The 20,766-nt window shown below is 50.7% G+C and carries 16 protein-coding genes; 7 read left to right on the top strand and 9 right to left on the bottom strand.

Features of this window, described 5'->3' with window-relative positions; genetic code table 11:
• The 3 genes from QM529_04760 to QM529_04750 all read right to left on the bottom strand — a co-directional run.
• Positions 1 to 908 (bottom strand): site-specific DNA-methyltransferase (locus QM529_04760; GenBank protein ID MDI9313969.1); only part of this gene is annotated, 908 nt, incomplete at its 3' end.
• A gap of 30 nt (positions 909 to 938) precedes the next feature.
• Positions 939 to 1,199 (bottom strand): phosphoribosylformylglycinamidine synthase subunit PurS, encoded by a 261-nt coding sequence (purS, locus tag QM529_04755; GenBank protein MDI9313968.1) that lies wholly within the window; start codon positions 1,197 to 1,199, stop codon positions 939 to 941.
• 5 nt (positions 1,200 to 1,204) lie between these two features.
• Positions 1,205 to 1,954, bottom strand: a complete 750-nt coding sequence (locus QM529_04750) for a phosphoribosylaminoimidazolesuccinocarboxamide synthase (protein ID MDI9313967.1) — start codon at positions 1,952 to 1,954, stop codon at positions 1,205 to 1,207.
• Positions 1,955 to 2,036: 82 nt separating this feature from the next.
• Here QM529_04750 and QM529_04745 point away from each other — a divergent pair, with 82 nt between their 5' ends.
• Entirely contained in the window at positions 2,037 to 3,023 is a 987-nt protein-coding gene (locus QM529_04745; protein MDI9313966.1) for a glycosyltransferase family 2 protein, read from the top strand.
• Between the two features lie 10 nt (positions 3,024 to 3,033).
• Here QM529_04745 and QM529_04740 read toward each other — a convergent pair whose 3' ends face one another.
• The 4 genes from QM529_04740 to QM529_04725 form a co-directional block, all read right to left on the bottom strand.
• Positions 3,034 to 5,523: a DNA translocase FtsK 4TM domain-containing protein gene (locus tag QM529_04740; GenBank protein ID MDI9313965.1), complete on the bottom strand. Its 2,490-nt coding sequence runs from the start codon at positions 5,521 to 5,523 to the stop codon at positions 3,034 to 3,036.
• 78 nt (positions 5,524 to 5,601) lie between these two features.
• Entirely contained in the window at positions 5,602 to 6,942 is a 1,341-nt protein-coding gene (locus QM529_04735) for an aminotransferase class I/II-fold pyridoxal phosphate-dependent enzyme (GenBank protein MDI9313964.1), read from the bottom strand.
• A gap of 203 nt (positions 6,943 to 7,145) precedes the next feature.
• Positions 7,146 to 8,591, bottom strand: coding sequence for a glutamine synthetase (locus QM529_04730; GenBank protein MDI9313963.1), 1,446 nt, complete (start codon positions 8,589 to 8,591; stop codon positions 7,146 to 7,148).
• 147 nt (positions 8,592 to 8,738) lie between these two features.
• Positions 8,739 to 10,304, bottom strand: a complete 1,566-nt coding sequence (locus QM529_04725) for an amino acid permease (protein MDI9313962.1) — start codon at positions 10,302 to 10,304, stop codon at positions 8,739 to 8,741.
• 468 nt (positions 10,305 to 10,772) lie between these two features.
• On the opposite strand from QM529_04725, the gene QM529_04720 reads away from it, so the two are divergent.
• From QM529_04720 to polA, 6 genes are all read left to right on the top strand, one after another.
• The gene (locus QM529_04720; protein MDI9313961.1) at positions 10,773 to 12,158 is read left to right on the top strand and encodes an aldehyde dehydrogenase family protein; all 1,386 of its coding nucleotides are present in this window, start codon (positions 10,773 to 10,775) and stop codon (positions 12,156 to 12,158) included.
• A gap of 24 nt (positions 12,159 to 12,182) precedes the next feature.
• A complete protein-coding gene (locus tag QM529_04715; GenBank protein ID MDI9313960.1) occupies positions 12,183 to 13,343 on the top strand; it encodes an iron-containing alcohol dehydrogenase in 1,161 nt (386 codons plus the stop codon).
• Positions 13,344 to 13,543: 200 nt separating this feature from the next.
• On the top strand, positions 13,544 to 14,110 hold the full coding sequence (locus QM529_04710) for a DUF805 domain-containing protein (protein MDI9313959.1): 567 nt from the start codon (positions 13,544 to 13,546) through the stop codon (positions 14,108 to 14,110).
• A gap of 51 nt (positions 14,111 to 14,161) precedes the next feature.
• Positions 14,162 to 14,413 (top strand): zinc-finger domain-containing protein, encoded by a 252-nt coding sequence (locus QM529_04705; protein ID MDI9313958.1) that lies wholly within the window; start codon positions 14,162 to 14,164, stop codon positions 14,411 to 14,413.
• A gap of 11 nt (positions 14,414 to 14,424) precedes the next feature.
• Complete coding sequence (locus QM529_04700; GenBank protein MDI9313957.1) at positions 14,425 to 15,756, top strand: hypothetical protein; 1,332 nt, start codon at positions 14,425 to 14,427, stop codon at positions 15,754 to 15,756.
• An 88-nt stretch (positions 15,757 to 15,844) separates the two neighbouring features.
• The gene (polA, locus tag QM529_04695) at positions 15,845 to 18,757 is read left to right on the top strand and encodes a DNA polymerase I (protein MDI9313956.1); all 2,913 of its coding nucleotides are present in this window, start codon (positions 15,845 to 15,847) and stop codon (positions 18,755 to 18,757) included.
• A 68-nt stretch (positions 18,758 to 18,825) separates the two neighbouring features.
• On the opposite strand, the gene QM529_04690 is transcribed toward polA, so the two are convergent.
• Positions 18,826 to 20,022, bottom strand: coding sequence for an LptF/LptG family permease (locus QM529_04690; GenBank protein MDI9313955.1), 1,197 nt, complete (start codon positions 20,020 to 20,022; stop codon positions 18,826 to 18,828).
• A gap of 6 nt (positions 20,023 to 20,028) precedes the next feature.
• Positions 20,029 to 20,766: NUDIX domain-containing protein (locus QM529_04685; protein ID MDI9313954.1), on the bottom strand; the 738-nt coding region annotated here is incomplete at its 5' end.

The following is a 20,766-nucleotide window of genomic DNA, read 5'->3' as shown; positions in this document are numbered from 1 at the left end:
AATTCCTGCAAGCGCAGGTTGGCGATGGCGGCGTATTTTTCCTCGCGGTCGCAGGCGATAAATTGTCGCCCCTCCATTGCCGCCGCCACGGCGGTCGAACCGGTGCCGGCGAAGCAATCCAAGATGGTTGTGTTTTTATCGGCGGCGGTGAAGATGCGAATCAAATGGCGGAGCAGGTTGACCGGTTTTTGCGTCAAATGGTCGTAACGCACCGCGTCGTGGGCGCAGGGCATGATGGTGGCGGGGAATTTATCCCGTTCCAGCAAGCCGGCGGTGACATCGATAAGACCGACTTTATATTGCAACCAATTATCGACGAACGTGCCCTCTTTGGTTTTTTGCGCCATAACGATTAAATCCATCGTCGGGCGCAGTTGCGGGGTTTTGCGCCCCTGCAAATTTTTTATCACCTCAATTTTTTCATCGGCCGACAGGTTTTTGTTTTTGCGAATAAAATGCTCCTGGGAGAAGGCCTTGGCCTGGCCCGGCCGTTGCCAGGCATAGATGTCTTTGATATCGAAACCGGCATCTTCCAGCGCGGTCGCCATTTTATGCGCCAGGCGCGGTTGCGAAAAACACAAAACGAACCCGCCGGGTTTCACGGCGCGCCACCATTGCCGCGCGACCGGCAACATAAATTGGTATAATTTAACGCCCTGTTGTTTGTCGAATTTCATACCGACCGGCAGGCTACCCACCAATCCGGCGCGGCCGACCTTCACCTGTAATTTATCGTCTTGCCAATCATCGCCCATGCCGTCGATGAAATAGGGCGGGTCGGTCAGCACCAAATCGATGGATTTTTCCGGGATGCGCGGCAAAAGGTCATGGCAATCTTCGCAGGCGACCTCGGCCATATCACCAACCTGGTCGGCACGATGATTGGTGGCGAGCGATGGTTGAAACATGGGGGCGAAGCGCAAAACTTGTTACCTGGCTTATTTTATTTTTGTTATCGATAAAATATCGGCTTGCTCCATTGCCTCATGCGCCAGCAGGTTTTTTGCCATCGCCAGGGCGGCGGTTTTCGCCGCGGCCTCGTCATTGGCGGTTAATGTCAGGTGCAGGCATTTGCCCAATGTAACGGCGGATAAATCGCCGAACCCCAAATCATTTAAGGTGTTTTTAACCGCCACGCCGGCCGGGTCAAGCACGCCGTTTTTTGGCATGACCGACAGGGTGATAAGAAATGCCGCCATGATATTTATTCTTTTGGTAATTCAAAAACCAATTTCATGCGCTTGGCAATTTCTTGGTAACCGGCCATGACATCGCCCAAGTCGTGGCGGAACAAATCCTTGTCGTATTTTTCATCGCTGGTTTTATCCCACAGGCGGCAGGTGTCGGGCGAAATTTCGTCGCACAGGATGATGCGAATTTCGTCCTCGTTATCTATCACCCGGCCAAATTCCAATTTGAAATCGACCAGTTTTAAATTGATGGCGGCGAAGTAGCCGGTTAAAATATCGTTGATGCGCAGGCTCATCGCCATCATGTCGTCGAGCTCTTGCGGGCTGGCCAGGCCAAGGGCGGTGATGTGGTCTTCGCCAATCAACGGGTCGCCCAATTCGTCATTTTTATAGGCATATTCGACAATCGACCGCGCCAATTTTAGGCCGGGCGTCAGGCCGAGGCGTTTGGCAAGCGAACCGGCGGCGTAATTGCGCACCATGACCTCTATCGGCACAATATCGGCCTCGCGAATTAATTGTTCGCGCGCCGACAGGCGTTTGATAAAACAGGTGGGAATGCCGGCCGACGCCACGACCGACATCAATTGTTCGGAAATGCTGGCGGTCAAAACCCCCTTGCCCAATTTTTCGGCTTTTTTAACATTGTTGAATGCCGTCAAGGAATCCTTAAAATATTGCACCAGCGTGCCCTCGGCCTCCCCACTATACAAGATTTTTGCCTTGCCCTCGTAAATTTTTTGGCGTGGGGTTTTGTCGGTCATGGTGGAAAATGCTATAAGTGTAAATTGCTATAGGGCAGTTATTTTGCTAAGGACAAACAACAAATAAATCGAATCGAACAAAATGGCAAGAAGCAAATTACCATCAACCAGCCGCCCACAAGGCAAAACAACGGCCGCCAAGCCAGCGGTATCGGTTATCATGCCCCCGCCGATACCAGCGGTATCGGTTATTATGCCATTGTATAACCATAAAGAATTTGTCGGCATGGCAATAGAATCGATATTGCAACAAACATTCAAGGATTTTGAGCTTATCGTGATTGATGATGGGTCGACCGATGATGGCGCAAAGGTGGTGAAAAAATACATGGCGCGCGACAAGCGGATAAGATTGCACCAACAGGCCAATGGCGGTTTTGGCATGGCATGCAACGCCGGCCTGCGCCTGGCGCGGGGTCGGTATGTGGTGTGGCAAGACGCCGATGATTTTTCTCACCCCGACAAATTGCAACTGCAATATGATTTTTTGGAAAAAAATAAAAACATCGGCGGGCTGAATGTCAGCTACACCATGCTTGATGCCAAAAATAATATCATGGATTTATCAACCAAATCGATAAAGAACTATCTTACCTTAAAAATAAAAACTGGTGAGTTTTCTTTTTATTACGATGACCGCCGCCTTACGACAAATCTTAAAGGCAGTTTTAATTTGTTTTATGGCAACACGATGTTTAGAAAAAAATGTTATGACAAGGTCGGGTGGCATCGCAACGTTCGTGCATGCGGCGACCGCGATATGTTTTGGCGTCTGCAGGAAAAATATCAAATTGTCAGTCTGGAAACCACCAAGACGCCGCTGTATTTGGTGCGCACCCACCAACAACAAACCACCAACCGCACCAAAAAAAAATTATGGGGGCGGTTGCGGGTCGGGCTTGGCCACAGCCTTATCACCCTGTCGTGCCTAACGCGGCGGGTTTATGGCCGCGACCCGCTTGATAACATTCCCACCGACCAGCCAATTGCGCGGTTGCGTTATATTTTTTATTTTTTATTTTACCCGCGAATTTTTTATTATTATTTTAGGAATAAGTTTTATAAGTAATGGTTTTGGGCTATAGCACCTCGCGCTTGCCGCTGTGGTTGGCCGGCGTGACGACGCCATTTTTTTCCAATTGATCCATCAAGGTGGCGGCGCGGTTGTAACCAATTTGCAAATGCCGTTGCAGGAAGCTGGTGCTGGCTTTTTTCTCGCGCCGCACCACGTCGACCGCGCGCTGATACATATCCTCGCCGCCGCCCATCATGTCGTCGACCATGTCGCGGGTCGAAACCGATTTTTGCAAATCGGCCTCGGGCAAATATTGTGGTTCGCCCTGGGCGCGCCACCAATCGGTAACTTTTTTCACTTCCTCCTCGGTCGTGAATGGTGCGTGGCCGCGCTCAACCCGGCCACCGGTCATGATAAGGAAATCCCCCATGCCAAGCAATTGCTCCGCGCCGTCAACGCCCAAGATGGTGCGGCTGTCGGTGCGGGTTGGCAGGGCGTAGCTCAAGCGCGTTGGAAAATTGGCCTTGATGGTGCCGGTGATAACATCGACCGACGGCCGCTGGGTCGCCATGATAAGGTGAATGCCGGCGGCGCGCGCCATCTGCGCCAGGCGTTGCACCAAGACCTCAACCTCCTTCCCCATCACCAACATCAGGTCGGCCATTTCATCGACCATGATAACAATGGTCGGCAGGTTTTCAAGACTTGAGTCGCTCTTCATTTTTTTGCGATAATCGGCGAGGTTGCGCACCCCGAGCTCTGACAATAATTTGTAACGCCGTTCCATTTCGCGCGTCGCCCACAGCAAGGCCATCACCGATTTTTTCGGGTCGGTCACCACCGGCGACAGCAGGTGCGGGATATGTTGGTAAATCGAAAGTTCCAACATTTTTGGGTCAATCAATATCAGCCGCAGGGTTTCGGGCGTGTGGCGATAAAGCAATGACAACAAAAACCCATTCATCGCCACCGATTTGCCCGAACCGGTGGTGCCAGAAATCAGCAGATGGGGCATCTGGCTTAAATCAACCACCATCGCCGACCCCAAGATATTTTTGCCCAAAATAAGCGGCAGGGTGGCCGGGCTTTGCTGGAAAGTTGAGGACGCCACTAGCTCGCCCAAGAAAACCTTATCGCGGGTGCTGTTTGGCACCTCAATCCCCAGCACGTTTCTGCCGGCAATCGGCGCGATACGCACCGCGGTCGCCGACAGGGCGCGCGCCAAATCACCCGCCAGGCCGATGACCTGGGCGTTTTTTATGCCGACCTCGGGTTCGAATTCATACAATGTTATCACCGGCCCAATTTTCACCGCGACGATGCGCCCCGCCGCGCCAAATTGCGCCAACGCCTCGCTCACCCGATTGGCCATGGCTTGGTTTTCTTCATCTTGGTCGAATTTTGATTTTGTGTTTTTATGAGGTTCGGCCATTTGCAAAAATTCTATCGGCGGCAGGGCGTTTCGATTCACAACGCCATGATGTATCGGTGCCGATGCGAATCGTTTTGGTGATTGCGCAGGTATGGTTTTTGGTCGGTCGAAATGATCCATCACCCGTTGCGTCAGGGTTTGGTTGTCGGGCGCGGCGGATTCGACAATTGCGCCCTGCAGCGTTTCATCGTCGGCGACTGGCGCGGTGACATTGTGCCATAGTTTACGCCAGATGCGTTTCCACATTGCCTGGCGTTGGGCGACCGCCCCCGCGACCGACGACGGCCGTGGCAAAAACACCTTAACCATCGGCAGTATCATCACCAATGTTTTATAAACCGCCGTCAGGGCAACCCCGAGCACCGTCGCGACGGCGTAAAAAATCGCGTAAAAGAAAAAACCAACCACCGACAAAACCCAGCGCAACAGATAACGCCATTCGGCGAAGGACATGCCCGATAATAAAAATAACAACAGCCCCAAAAACACCAAGGCCAAGCCGGCGATAACGCCCAACAATTCATTTTGCGCCAGATGTGTCACCAGCAAATCGCGCCAAAAATTTTCCAACACCGACATTGGGTGCGCCGGGTCGTCGAGCGTTTGTTGCGTGTCGATATAACGCCCCCACACCAGCAAGAGGATAACCTTTGCCGCGCCGAGGAAAAACATAAAAAGCCAAAACAACCAAAAATGCAAAAACGACAGACGTTTCAAAATCGTCTTGCCCGATTGTTCGTCGCCACGTTTTTTATCGGCATTTGTAATCGGGCTGAGTAAGGCGATGCCCCACAATAAAAACACCGCCACCCCGCCGTAACCGGCGATGCGCCCCAAAAAACTCAAAATCAAATCAGACGCCACCGCACCGGCAAACCCCAACCAATTGTTAATCGGCGCGGAGGATTGCGTGGTCAAGGACGGGTCGGTTGCGTCGTGGCTGAACAACGCCACCGCCAACAATGCGCCGAGGAGCAGGCAAGCCGTGCCGAAGCCTTTTTGCGCCAGCGTAATCGCATGGCCGCCCAGCCGCGCCCCCAACCATTTTTCTAAAAAATGCTTGCTGGGTTTGACGCGCGGTTTGTTCGCGGTTGCGGTTTTTTTAATTTTGTTTTTTGCCATGGTAATATAATTATATTGTCGTCGTCGAAAAATAACTGCGCCTGTTTGTGTTTTTTATCAAGATGGTCGAGGGTGCAGTTAAATATCGGGCAAGAGGTAGGGTTTCAAGTTTTGCAATAGCACCGGCCAGGCATCGCCCGCCACAATCATCGACAGCCGGGCGTAGGCCGACGCCGGGTTATCAACATCATCGGCATTGCCACCCGCCATAAAAACCGCCGGCAATAATTTAATACCGGTGGCGGCAAAAATCGCCCGCGCCGCCCGTGCGCCCGCGGCTATCGACGTGGCTTCATCCGCCGCGCCGTCGTTGGTGAAGCGCAGGTAAAGAAAAAAACCGGCCGACGGCATTTGAAAGGACGGCGAGTGGCCGATGATGCTGGCCGCGACCCGCGCTCGTGCTTGGTATTTTTCGCGCGCTGACGCAACATGGGCGTCGTCGTTCCACAGGGCGGTGGCAATAAGTTGTAACGAGCGCGGCGGGATGGCCGATAAATGCGCCCGCAGGTTGGCCAATTCGGCAATCACCGCGCCATCGCCCAACAACACACCGGCGCGCAGGCCCGGCGCGCCCGAGCGTTTTGATAAACTATTGCTGATGATAACCTGGCCCAAACCAAACCCATTGGCGGCGTGGTTGAGAAAACTTATCGGTGGCACGCCGTAATGCAGGTCGCCGTAGCATTCGTCGCTGATGATAAATGCGCCATGGCGGTGGGCGATGTCATGTAGGTGTTCCATCTCGGTCAGGGTTAAAATGCGGCTGGTCGGGTTGTCGGGGGTGCAAACCACAATGGCGGCGATGCGGTTTTGCATCGCCGGCGACAAGGTGGCGATGCCGTCGGCCAAGGATAATTTTTTGGCGACGTGGTTTTTGTCCAATTGGCTTTCGTCGAAACAATGAATGGCGATAACATCGGCACCGGCGACAATCCCGCTGGCATGGTAAACATGGTAAAACGGGCTGGTGATGATGACCAGTGGCCGTTCGTTTTTTAACCGCTGTTGTTTTTTTTGCACCGCGTAATTTATCGCAAGTGCCAAGCCCTCGCGCGAACCCACCGTCGGCAAGATATTATTGGTCGGCGGGTCGATGGATAAAAAATCATTTGGCAAGTGATAACGCCGCGTCGCCCAATTTTTTATCGCCGTGCGATGCGCGCTACTCCCCAATAATTCGGGGTATTTACCAAACCCGTCGTAAAATGCCGGTTCGGCGAAAATCGGTTTTACAAAATCGGGCAGGCCGCCGTCAGGCTCCCCCACGTGTAACGGAACAATTGGGCCAGCCGGCGTGATATCGGCCAGCAACGATTCCAATTTTTGAAATGGGCCGGGCGGCAACAGGCCGTGTTTAAATTCACGGCCTAACGCCATGATATTGGCGGCGGGAAAATCGTTTTTATTTTTTTGGGTCATCACGTGGTTGATTGATGGTTAGGAAACATTGAACGGGGGATTATTTACACCAAAATGGGAAAAAAAACAAAAAAACCACGGACATAAATTTTAACCCGTCCTTTGCCCATCGGCTCTGTTACCCGGGCGGGCGGTTTGCCACCAGCTTGCGCGGGCATCGCCACCCGCGCCTTGCCTCGCCCTGCCCGTAAACGCCGGCCGCCCTAAATAATTTCAAAATAGCGGCGCAATTGCCAATCGGTGATGGCCTTCAATGCCTCGCCCTGTTCGTGGTGACGGCTGACGACGTAATTATCGACAAACAAATCGCCAAAAATTTCACGCGCGATTTTTGATTCGCTGAATAATGTCGCGGCATCGCCCAATGTGCGCGGCAGTGGGTATTTTTTCGCCGCAGGATTTTCATAGGCATTGCCGGTGATAATCGCCCGTGGTTCGATTTTGTTTTTGATGCCGTAAAAGCCCGACGCCAAGGAAGCCGCCAGCGCAAGGTAAGGGTTTTGGTCGGCGGCGGCAACGCGGTATTCAACGCGCATCGATTTTTCCGAACTGCCAATCACGCGTAATGCCGTGGTGCGGTTTTCAACCCCCCAAGCGGCGTAAAGCGGTGCCCAATAACCGGGGATAAGCCGGGTGTAGCTGTTGACGGTTGGCGCAATCATCGCCAAGAATTCTGGCATCAATAATTCTTGCCCACCGATAAAATGGCGCATCGTGTCGCTCATCTTATGGTCTTTTGCTTTATCGAAAAAAACACCCTTGCCATTGTTGTCGGTCAAGGAAAGATGGATATGCCCCGATTGCCCCGGGTAAGCGTTCGACCATTTCGCCATGAAGGTCGCCATCAGGCCATTTTTTTGCGCCAAAATTTTGGCGTAGGTTTTGAAAATCGCGGCGCGGTCGGCGGCCTCGAGCACTGGGGCTTTTTCCAGCGCGGCCTCCAGCACGCCGGGGCCGGTTTCGGTATGCAACCCCTCAAGCGGCATGCGCATCTCGTTCGACATGGCCATCAATTGGTCGTAAAACCAATGTTCCTTGCCGGCGCGCAACAATGAATAACCAAAATACCCGGGGGTCAGCGGCGTCAAGTTTTGATAATTTTTTTCGCGCACCGATTCGGGTGTTTCGCGAAATACAAAAAATTCATATTCAACCGCGGCGGTGGCATGGTAACCCATGGTTTCGCCCCAGGCGATGACTTTTTTTAATATCGACCGCGGGTCAACTTGCTTCACCCGTTCGTCGCCACCCTCGGCCAGGAACAGCAGATTCATTTCACCATTGCCCTCACCCCCTGCGCCGGCGCTGTCGCCAAAGGCCTCGGTCGGCAGGTTGCGGGCAGTTTCAACCGCGACATGCATGTTGCTGTCGGGGTAGCCAGTATCCCAATTGGTGAAAACGCCGCGGTCGTAGCTAACATCGTTGCTGTCCCAGCCAAAAATCACGTCGCAAAAACCAAAACCACTATCCAACGCGGAAAAGAATTTGTCGCGCGCCACCCATTTGCCGCGCAAAATACCATCGGTATCGCACAATGCCAATTTTACATGGGTCAAGCCACGGTCGGTGACCAATTTTTTTGCATCGTCGATTGTTTTAATAATGGGAATGGCGGATGATTTGTTTGTGTTTTTATTATTTGTATTCATGGGGACAACTCAATTCTTTTTTTAAATTTATATAACAACTATCTATCGTGCGTAATTTCTATAACGATAACATAAAAAAATCAACATCCCATATGGTCATTTTTCAATAACCAAAATGGTGATGTTGATTTTTATTACAATTCAAAATTAATTTTTGAATTTGCTTTCGGCCTGTTTAATGGCGGCCATACGTTTTGAAATGGCGGCACCAATTGGTGGGCCTTTGAAACGTTTGTTTTCAATCAAGAACCACACAATGGCGGTGATGATGAAAACGCCTATGCTAATGCTTAAGGCCAATTCATTGGGCGCTTGCACCCCCAAGAAAAAGACCAATAGCATCGCCACAAACACCAGCGCGGCAACAATTTTGTAATTGGCCTTGCCCATGTTCCATGGCCCCATTTTATTCCATTTCGATGTGCCGATGGCGAAATAGCCAGCAATCACCGGAATAGCGTAGGAGATGAAGACGAAGATAACGCACACCGCCACCACGACCGAGTATATCGAAGCGTAGGAGGTAAGTATCGCCGCCAACAGCACCACCAGCCAAATAGCATTGGCCGGCACGCGGAAGCTGGTCGAAACCTTGCGCCACACATTGGACAGCGGTAACCCGCCATCGCGCGAAAAGGCAAATACCATGCGCGAGGTTGAGGTCATGGCCGCCAACCCGCACAAAAATTGTGCCAGGGTGATACCAAGATATATCAGGAACGATGCCCAAGCCGGCATGGTGTTGATAGCCCAGAAGAACACCCCCCAGCCTTGCTTCGCGGCGTCATCCATGCTGGGAATAAACAGCAAGAACGCCACCAACATGACATAGCCGGCAATCGAAGACCACAGCACCGACCGCAAAATGCCATTTGGCACCGAGGTCGAAGCGTCGTGGGTTTCCTCCGACGTATGGGCTGATGCATCATAACCAGTGATGGTGTAGATTGGCAGGAGCAAACCCACGCCAAACAACAACCACATATTGCTGGTTTCTGGCCAGACGCCACCACCAGCATCGCCCGAATTATTGGCGAAGGTCCAAAGACGGCTGATGTCATAACCCTGAGCATAGACCAAGCACATCACGGTCAAGAAGGCCGCGGTGGCAAAGATAATATAGCCAGAAATATCGGTCAGGAAGCTGGTTAAGCGAATACCGATATGGTTGATGATACCTTGGATAATCAATGCGCCAAGCACAAAGACAACCAGATTAAGAACGTTGGCGTCGGCACCCAGCAAGGTAACCTGACCAAACATACCCAAGAAGTTATCGGTAAGGCCCAGTTTTTCGCCAAAGGCGCCACTGAAGAAATACCACAAGCCGACATCGACCGAACCCAACACGGCAACCAAGCCGATAAGATTAAACCAAGCGGTTAACCAACCAACGAAGCGGTTGCCGAGGATAGAGCCCCAGTGATAGAGGCCACCCGCGGTCGGGTAGGATGAGCTAATCTGTGCCATGCCGAGGGCGAATAGCCCCGACACCAAGCAACCAATTATCCAGCCAATGCCGATGGCACCGCCGCCGACCCCACTGGTCGCCTGGGCGATGCTGTTAATACCACCCGCCAAGATGCAGATGATACTAAAGCTAATCGCAAAGTTCGAGAACCCCGACATTTTGCGATCGAGCTCTTGGGCGTAGCCCATGCTGTGCAGAACTTTTATATCTTCTGCCGAGCCCATTTTTTTATTTTTTGCCATTGTTCTCTCCTTTTTTTTAAGTTGTAACAATAGTGTTTACAATTATGCCCCAATTATATGTCCCATATATGCCCCATTAGTCCCGTGATATGTCCCGATATGCCCCGCAACATTTCTTTAACGCCACAAGTTAGCCCATGGCACAACCGGTGATATTATTGATTTATGAAGACAAATTGTAAGGCGATAAAAAGATTTTTGCAAACAATTTTTTATCATCCTTTCATTTTTTATTTGACAAAGGTTGGTTTTTTTCACAGAGTCAGGGAATAGCGCAATGAATTTCCTCCGCAATGGGGGGAAAGATAAAAGATTTTTTAAAAGCAAATATATAAAAATTTTTTTTCTTGCGGGTGAAAAAAGAAAAGAAAATACCAAAAGCGACAACGTAACATAAAATGGGACGCAACATGGGACAACAATGTAACAATAAAACCTAACATGAAGCAACCATTAAGGAGCAAAACCATGAAAAAAATCGAATGTATCTCCCCCATCGACGGCAAATTATTGGCCAGTCGCGACACCACCAGCAATGAAGCCCTGGCCAATATCGTGGCCGAGGCAAAACGCGCGCAGAAAGAATGGGCGAAAACCCCCTTGGCCACCCGCAAAGAATATATGAAGAAATTCATGGCGGCGATGCAATCGATGAACCAAGAAATTATCCCCGAATTGGCGCAACAGATGGGCCGGCCGGTGCGATTTGGCGGCGAATGGCGCGGGTTTGACGAGCGGATGCAATTTATGTTGCAATATGCCGACCAGGCATTAAGCGACCGGTCGGCACCCGACCCGAAGGAAGGTTTTGTGCGATTCCAAGCGCGCGAGCCAGTCGGCGTGGTGATGGTTATCGCCCCGTGGAATTACCCTTACCTGACCGCCAACAGCACCATCAGCGTCGCCCTGTTATCGGGCAATGCGGTGATATTGAAACATTCGGCGCAAACCATTTTGGTGGGTGAGCGTTTTCAAAAGGCGTTTGACATGGCCGGCCTGCCAAATGGTTTATTCAGCAATGTGGTGCTTGACCATGGGCAAACCGAAAAACTATTGGGTAGCGGCGATATTAATTTCGTCAATTTCACCGGTTCGGTCGGCGGTGGCCGCGCGATTGAAAAGGCGGCGGCCGGTTCCTTCGCCGGTGTTGGCTTAGAATTGGGTGGTAAAGACCCGGCCTATGTCATGGAAAATGCCGATATCAAGGCGGCAATCGATGGTTTGGTCGATGGCGCGTTTTTTAATTCGGGGCAATGTTGTTGCGGCATCGAACGGATTTATGTTCATGAAAAAGTTTATGATGAGTTCTTATCGGGTGCCATCGAATTGACAAAAAAATACGTGCTGGATAACCCGCTGGATGAAAAAACCACCCTGGGGCCAATGGCGAATATTCGTTTTGCCAAGACAGTGCGCGACCAGGTTGCCGCCGCGATAAAAGATGGCGCGAAGCCACATATCGACCCCAAATTGTTCCCGAAAGACAATGGCAAGGATTGCTACGTCGCGCCGCAAATTTTGACCGATGTCAACCACGACATGGTGGTGATGCGCGAGGAAACATTTGGCCCGGTGGTCGGGATAATGAAGGTTAAATCGGACGCCGAAGCCGTTCAATTGATGAACGACAGCCAATTTGGCCTGACCGTTTCGTTATGGACGAACGATGTTGAACGGGCGACCACCATCGGCCGGCAACTTGACACCGGCACGGTGTTTATGAATCGTTGCGATTACGTCGACCCAGGTCTGGGTTGGACGGGCACCAAAGAAACCGGCCGTGGCATTTCGCTGGGGTTTGGTGGCTTTGACAGCGTGACAAGGCCAAAAAACTTCCACCTAAAAAAACTATAACTTTACATTAAGGAGAAAAAAATCATGACCGATAAATTCACAGGCAAGGGCAATTTTTCATACCCAACAAAAATTTGGGCCGGCGCGGGGCGCGTGCAAGATTTGCCAGCGGCCGTTAAGGAAGTGGGTTTTAAAAACCCGCTGTTGGTAACCGACAAGGGCCTGGCCACCATGCCATTGGTCAAATTGGTCAAGGATATTTTGAGCAATGGGAAAATTCCCTTTGGTTTTTTTGCCGAGGTTCAGGGCAACCCAACCGAAACCAATGTCAACGATGGGTTAAAGGTTTTTCGCGACGGCAAACACGACGGCGTGATATTGTTGGGCGGCGGGTCGGGGCTGGACGCCGGTAAAACCATCGCCTTCATGGCCGGGCAAACCCGCCCGATGTGGGATTTTGAAGATATCGGCGATTGGTGGACACGCGCCAACCCCGAGGGCATTGTTAAAACCATCGCCATTCCCACCACGGCTGGCACCGGGTCGGAGGTTGGCCGTGCGTCGGTTATTTTGAACGAACAAACCCACGAGAAAAAAATTATTTTCCACCCGCTGATGTTGCCCAGCATTGTTATTCAGGACCCCGAATTAACATTCGACCTGCCGCCATTTTTAACCGTGGCAACCGGCATGGACGCCCTGACCCATTGCATCGAATCCTTTGCCTGCCCCAATTTCCACCCGATATGCGACGGCGTGGCGTTGCAGGGGATGAGGCTTATCAAAAAATACCTACCGATTGCTTTTAAGGACGGCAAAAATACCGAGGCACGTTCGCACATGTTATTGGGTTCGGCCATGGGGGCAATGGCGTTTCAAAAAAACATGGGGGCGGTGCATTCCATCGCCCACCCGGTCGGCGGTTTTTTCAACGCCCACCATGGTTTAACCAACGGCGTGTTGTTACCCTATGTCATGGAATATAACCAAGATTATGTGAAAGATCGCTATCAAGTGATGGCGCATGTTTTGGGTTTGAAAGATACCAGCAACAAGGGCTTTATCGATTGGTTGATTGCATTCAAGGAAGAATTGGGCGTGCCAAAGGGCCTGCGCGATTTGAAGGTCACCAAGGATAAATTTTCCGTCATGGCCGAACATGCGTTGCGCGACCCCAACACGTCGGGCAATTCGCGGCCAATGACACTGGAAAACTTTGAAGAGCTTATTGAGCTGAGTTATTAGGCAACGGCCGGTTTGGCGGGGCATACCCGCGCGGCGGCTTGGCCTGGCGCGCCACACCCGCCGCGCCGTCATCATGCACGCGCCGCGCCGTTATGCGGCCGCACCCCCGTTTTACAAGCCGGCCAAATTATGCTATAAAGGTGCTATCGGAAAGGCAGTTGGTCACCCATCAATGAAGTGACCATCCAAGGAACAACATCATGATAAACGTCCTCCACAGCATCTTCGTTAAAAAATATTTTACCCTGACGGGTCGCGCGTCGCGCCGCGAATACTGGACCGGACAATTTGTTTTCTGGGCTATCCATGCCATTGCCGCCTCGATATCGTTGTCTGTCTATAAAGCATATTTTGCGCCGATAAACCCCGCCCTGGCCCCCGACATGGGGTTGCGATTCTTGGCGGCTTGTTTTATTTTTTCCTTGCCAACCTATGTCTGGCGGCATGTCGGGTGGTTGTTGCTGGCGGCGGTGGCGGGTTTTATCGCCCTTGCCATTTTTCCATTTGCAACCCTGTGGCAAATGAACATCGATTTCGTCAACGATGCGATTCGTTTTATTTCGCCGGTCGCGGCATCGGCCATTCCGGTGTTGTTGGCAACGCTTTACCTGTTGCCGCCGTCCATTTCGGTAACGGTGCGGCGGTTTCACGACCGCGGGTTGCCTGGTCTAACCCTGCTTTTTATTCCGGAAGTGGTTGGGTTTATTATCGACCTGTTGTCCGGTGCTAAAAAAACCAATCGTTACGGCGAACCGCCGGTTGTTTAACGCGGCTTAAGGGGGGTGCGATGCCCTGCGTTTTTTCTTGTATTTTTTGTGATGACGTTTTATAAAATTACATTGTTAAAAACCGCCACCGCCAACCAAATGTCCCGCCAAATGCCCGCGCCAATTACCAATTCGATAAAAAAGCTAGACAAAATCATGGTCGATGAACCGCGCGTTTATTGCGACGGGTCGGTGGTGGTTGGTGCCGGCCACCCGGGGGTTTATTTGAACCTGCGCGATAAAAAAGAAATCGAATGCCCCTATTGTGGTGCTATCTTTGCAAAAAACCAGTCGAAAATATAATCGGACAGATAATGGATTACAGCGACCTGACCTACGGCAATTTTTTTCGCCAAACTTGGTTTTATAAAATCAGCGCGCTTTTTTTACTGGTTGCCTGCCCGGGCTTTGCCATGGTGCTCTATTACACCAATCAAAATCTTGATGGTTCTTTTTATAACCTGGGGCAATATATATGGCAACATGGTTTGTGGTCGCTGTTGCATGACGCCTGGTTCTCGCGGTTTTTTGGCACCCCCACGGCCTGGGGCATTATCGGTATTTTTGCCGCCGGGCAATTGCTGTTGATGCGTATTCTGCCGGGCAAAAAATACGACGGGCCGATAACCCCCACCGGTCATGTGCCGCGTTACAAAAACAATGGGCTGTTGTCTTACATCGTTACCTATGGTTTGTTTTTTGGGTTTTCATTGCTGTGGCCGCTATTTCCGCCCAGCATTATTTACGATAATTTTGGCGATATCTTGGCGGCGTTGAATATCACCGCCCTGATGTTTTGCCTTTTCCTTTATGCCAAGGGGCGTTTTGCCCCCAGCACGCGGGATAACAGCGTCTCTTCCTCCTTCATTTTTGATTATTACTGGGGGACAGAACTTTACCCACGGCTGTTTGGTTGGGACATAAAACAATTCACCAATTGTCGATTCGGCATGACCGGTTGGTCATTGGCGGTGGTGTCCTTTGCCTTTGCGCAAAAAAATATCCATGGCGCGGCCGATTGGTCGATTATTTTATCGGCGGCCTTAATCGCGATTTATCTATTTAAATTTTTTATTTGGGAAAGCGGTTACATGCGGTCGATGGATATTATGACCGACCGCGCGGGTTTTTACATCTGCTGGGGGTGTTTGGTGTGGGTGCCGGCGGTTTACACATCGCCCGTGATGTTCATGGTCAACCACCCGATTGGTTTGCCCTTTGCCTGGGGGTTGGTGATTTTTTTATTGGGCTTGGGTTGCATCGGCGTGAATTATTGGGCCGACCGGCAACGGCAAATGGTGCGCGAAACAAATGGCAAGGCGAAAATCTGGGGGCGTGCGCCACGGTTAATTCGCGCGCCATATAAAACAATCGATGGCAAGAAAAAGGAATCGTTGCTTCTCGCCTCCGGCTTTTGGGGCATCAGTCGGCATTTCCATTATGTGCCGGAAATTGGCGCGGCATTATGCTGGTCGGTCGCCACCGGTTTTGGTTATTTCATGCCATTTTTTTACGTGGTGTTTTTGACGATATTGCTGACGCATCGGGCAATACGCGACGACAAAAAATGCGCCAAAAAATATGGGCCAGCATGGCAACAATATCGTAAACTGGTGCCATATAAAATTGTGCCTCATGTTTTTTAAGTGGCGCGGGCAGATTAAGTAGTGGTGGCCACCAGTGAGTAAAAAAGTTAAAGTGGCCAGGCCACCAAAAAAATGATAATGTTACGGCATGTCGAAAAAGGATTTATATTTGCTGGATGGCTCGGGGTATATTTTTCGTGCCTATTACGCCCTGCCGCCGTTGACGCGGTCGGATGGTTTGCCGACCGGCGCGATATTTGGTTTTTGCCAAATGTTGCTGAACGTGCTGGATAAAAAACCAGCCAACATTGCCGTGGTGTTCGATTCGGCGCGCGAAAATTTTCGCCATGAAATTTACCCGCAATATAAAGATAATCGCGGCGAAACGCCCGAGGATTTAATCCCGCAGTTCCCATTTTTTCGCCGTGCCGCCGCCGCCCTGTCCTTGCCATTGTTGGAGGAAAAAGGGTTCGAGGCCGACGATGTTATTGCCACCCTGGCGACGCGCGCCGCCGCGCAAGATTACAATGTAAAAATCTATTCGTCGGATAAGGACATGATGCAACTTATCGGTGGTAAGATAAGCCTTATCGACCCGTTTAAAAACCGCGATGTCGGGGCGGATAAGGTGATGGAAAAATTTGGCGTCGCGCCAGAGAAAGTTGCCGATGTCCAGGCATTGATGGGCGATGCGTCCGATGGTTTCCCCGGCCTGCCCGGGATTGGGCCAAAAACCGCCGCCAATTTAATCAATCAATTTGGCAATTTGGAAAACCTGTTGGCCAATGTTGATAAAATTGAAAACAAACGGCAACAGGAAATCGTGCGCGGCCATATTAAGGAAGCCAAAATTTTTCACCAATTGGCATTGTTGCGGCGCGACGCCCCGTTGCAATTAAACCCCGACCAATTGCCGGCACCGCTGGACGCCGACCCGGCGCAACAGCTGGCGGCATTGCAATTTTTTGAAGAATTGGAATTTCACAAATTGGCGCAAAAATGGCGCAATAAATTTAACCTGGGTGGCGGCGACGTGGCCCCAGCAACCACCGCGAAAACCACCGCCAGCAAGAATAAAAAAACCGAAGCAGTTGCGGCCAGCGATGGTGGTGGCAATAACTTGCCGCACGGCAATAACCTAACCCAGCCGCATTTGCCCGCCAAACAGCCCAGCGATTTTACCCCGACCATGGTGGATGAAAAAAACCTGCCGGCGGTGCTGGCCGCCATCGAAAAATTTGGCCGGGTGGGTTTTGTTTTGCTGGATAATTATTTAGCGATGGGATTAGAAAATGGCGAGGCGTTTTTGTTGCCCCTGGCCCCGCCGCCAAATAATGCAACGACCACCGACAACAATGATTTGTTTGTTGGCAATAAACAAGCCAATGACCATGCCGGCCAACCCATGCCGCAGGAAATTAAGGCCATGTTCGGCAACGACGCCATCAACAAATTTAATCACGAGGCGGTCAGCACCAGCATCGCCCTGCACCGCCATGGCGCGGGGGTGGATTATGTAACCGATGTGTCGGTGCTTCATTTTTGCCTGTTCGCTGGCGCAAAAAATGACGACATGAGCGATATCGACCAAGATTATTTGGAAAAATTTATCAAGGATTTGGCAAAAGAAGCGGCGAAGGAAAAAAATGCCGATGGTATTGCACTGCAACAACAATTATGTTTCATGGCTTATCAATTGGTGCGGCTAGGGATTTTTTACGAACAAAAATTGGCGGCCAATAAAATGACGCGCGTTTACCAACAGATAGAACGCCCCCTGCTCCCCCGTTTGGCGGCGATGGAGGAGGTCGGCATCGCCATCGATGTGGAAAAATTCACCGCGCTCGGCAAGCAAACCGATGAGAAAATTGCCAACCTTGAGAAAAAAATTTTTGACAATTTGGGGCAGGAATTTAACCTGTCCAGCCCAAAACAATTGGGCGAGGTGTTATTTAACGTCAAAAAAATCGGCGGCGACAAAATGGCCAAAACCAAAACCGGCCAATTTTCAACATCGTCCGAGGTGTTGGAAGCTTTGCAAGACGAGCATCCGGTTATCGCCGATATTTTGTATCATCGCCATTTGGAAAAATTAAACAACACCTATATTCGTAGCCTGCCGCTTTTGGCGCGGCGCGATAAAAATGGCCAGGCGCGACTCCACACCCATTTTTCATCGACCAACGCGCAAACCGGCCGGCTATCGTCGCTCAACCCCAACCTGCAAAACATTCCCATCCGCACCGCCGACGGCGTGGCGTTGCGCGAATGTTTTATTGCATCGCGCGGCAAATTATTATTGTCGCTCGATTACAGCCAAATCGAACTGCGTGTCTTGGCATTGTTATCAAGCGCACCGGCCTTGAAAAAAGCATTTTTGCGCGGCGACGATATTCACGCCTCGACCGCGGCGGAAATTTTTGACCTGCCGATTGAAAAAGTTACGCCCGAGGTGCGCCGCCGCGCCAAGGCGGTGAATTTTGGTATTATCTATGGCATTTCGGCCTTTGGCCTGTCGCGGCAATTGCAAATCCCCCAGGCCGAAGCGAAGGATATTATCAAACGTTATTTCGAAAAATTGCCCGGGATAAAAGAATTCATGGACCATGTCATCGCCACCACCGAAAAAAATCATTTTGTCGAAACATTATTTGGCCGGCGCATTTACCTGCCCGCCATCACCAGCAAGGGGCCGGCCAAGGCCTATGCCATACGCCAGGCAATGAACGCGCCATTGCAGGGCACGGCGGCCGATATTATAAAACGGGCGATGATAAAAATCGACCGCTACTTGGCCGACAATAAATTGCAACCCCATTGCCAAATGATATTGCAAATTCACGACGAATTGTTGTTCGAGGTCGACGAGGACAAGGCGACGCAAATCGAACCGGTGTTAAGGGAAATGATGAGCGAGGTGTCGTTGCTGGGGTTTGACAAACGCCACTGGCCCAGTTACGGCCCGACCAACGACAAAATCGATTGGCGCGGTCAAGAACAGGATTTTTTGCTTTTTCCGGTGGCGGGCGGGGTAGGAAAAAATTGGCGATTGGCGCATTAAGAATATTGCCCGCCGCGCGACAGCCTTAAAAAAAATCTTGCCAATAAAAAATGTCGCCGGTCGATAATTTAATTAAGGGGTGCCGCCATGACCCGTGGCGCATCGTCTGGGCGATCCTGCCGACCACGACGCGCCGGCCAATAACGTAACAATAAAAATGTTGTCAGCAACAACCCCGCCGGCACAAACATAATATACCAATGGCCCAAATGGTCTCGCGCATAATTATATGTCACCAAGTGAATGATAACAAACGCGATGGTAAGGCAAAATAATAAGCTTAAAGAACCAAAATACCTTCCCGACTTATCAACCTTGCTTCGCCACAATATCACCGCGGCAAATAGCGGAAAGAAAAAACCAAGCAGGCTATATACCACGCGCTCGGCCAGGATAAGCCAGGCATAATAATACTCGTTTTTATCCTCCTGCACCACCAACAACATTTTTATAAAAACATTGCTATCGATTTCGTTTACACTGCGCCGTTGTTTTTTTTGCTGGAAAACCGAGACATCCATGCTGTAACGCTCGAACCCCAGGCTGGTAACGCGCGGCCCGCCGACTTTAAATTCTATACCATTGTCGAGGGTTAAGATGTTATTGTTGGTCATGGCCCCTTTCTGCGCGCTAATCGCCGACACATGGCCGAGGTTTCGATTGTCAAAAATAAAAATATCGCTCAGGGCGCCATTAAAATTTTTCTTGCCGATGAATATCGTAAAGCCCGAACTGCCATAGTTGGGGCTGAAGAATCGTCCTTCCTCGACCATCGAACGGGCGATGTTTTGCGTCGCGGCAAATTTTACATCGCGGTAACCGGCCTGGCCCCAGGGCGCAAAGTAAGATTTTAAAACCAACAGGACAACAAAACCAATCAACCCCAATTTTTGCACGATGCGCAATAATTGTTTTTCGGCAATGCCAAAGCCGCGCGCCATCAATAGCTCATGGTTTTCAAATTGGCGACGCATCGCGACAAAAACACCGAACGATGCAACCAGTGGCAAAATAATCGTCAGGGCCTGGGGGCTGTAACAAACAATAATTTTTAACAACATTAGCGGGTTAAAACCGGTGGCAATAATCGCCGGCAAGGAATAGATAATTTGCCCGAGCAATAAAATGCCGAGCAACACGCCGCTACTGGCTAAAATAGTGCGGCGGTAGCTATTAAAAAAATACCCGCCCAACAGGTTGCCGGCAGAAAAGGCGACTTTTTTTCGCAACGGGTAGGGGAAGGCGGCGGGCGTGGGCGTGGGCATAAAAATTTAATCGGCCATCTGCTTTATCACTTTTTTCATCACCGAGGGAAGAGGCAAGGAGGCCAATTTATCATCCGCCACCCATATCATATTATCCGCCGCCTTGCCTTGCTTTGCCTTACCATCGGCAGGGGTTTTTTCAGAAAAAACCAGCGATAACACCAACCGCCGATGGGTCAAATCATGCACCACGCAATTATTTTTAAGCTGTTTGATAATGTTTTGTTGTTTCATTTTGGCAACCTGCTGGTCGAGCATTTTTAAGTCACGCACCAGCGGCGTCATGGGGAACACCAACAACCCCTGATACAGGCCGGCTGATATATCTGTTACCGGTTTTATTGCCTTGGCGGTTTTTGGCTTGGTGTTTTTTTTATTGACCGGTCGCCGTTCCAACAAATATTCGCCGTTGCTGTTTTTGCAAATCAACACCGCGCCATAAAAAATTGGCTTGGCTTTTTTTATTTTTGGTTGCGGGTAATCGCGCCATTTTTTTTTACCCAAACATTCGGCCTGCAATGGGCAATTGTCGCAGGCTGGGCTTTCGACGCGGCATATTAAATTGGCCAGGTCCATCATCGCCTGCACCCAATCGGACATGACAAAATTTTTTGGCAATTGCTTGGCGGGCAAGACTATTTCATCCAACATTATTCGCCCTATCACTTTGTTACTTGAGGGCAATATGGTTCGCCCTATCACTTCGTTACTTGAGGGCAATATGGTTCGCCCTACCACTTCGTT

Source organism: Hydrotalea sp. (genome assembly GCA_030054115.1).
Taxonomy (GTDB): domain Bacteria; phylum Pseudomonadota; class Alphaproteobacteria; order JASGCL01; family JASGCL01; genus JASGCL01.
This window is presented reverse-complemented; position numbering and strand designations above follow the sequence as displayed.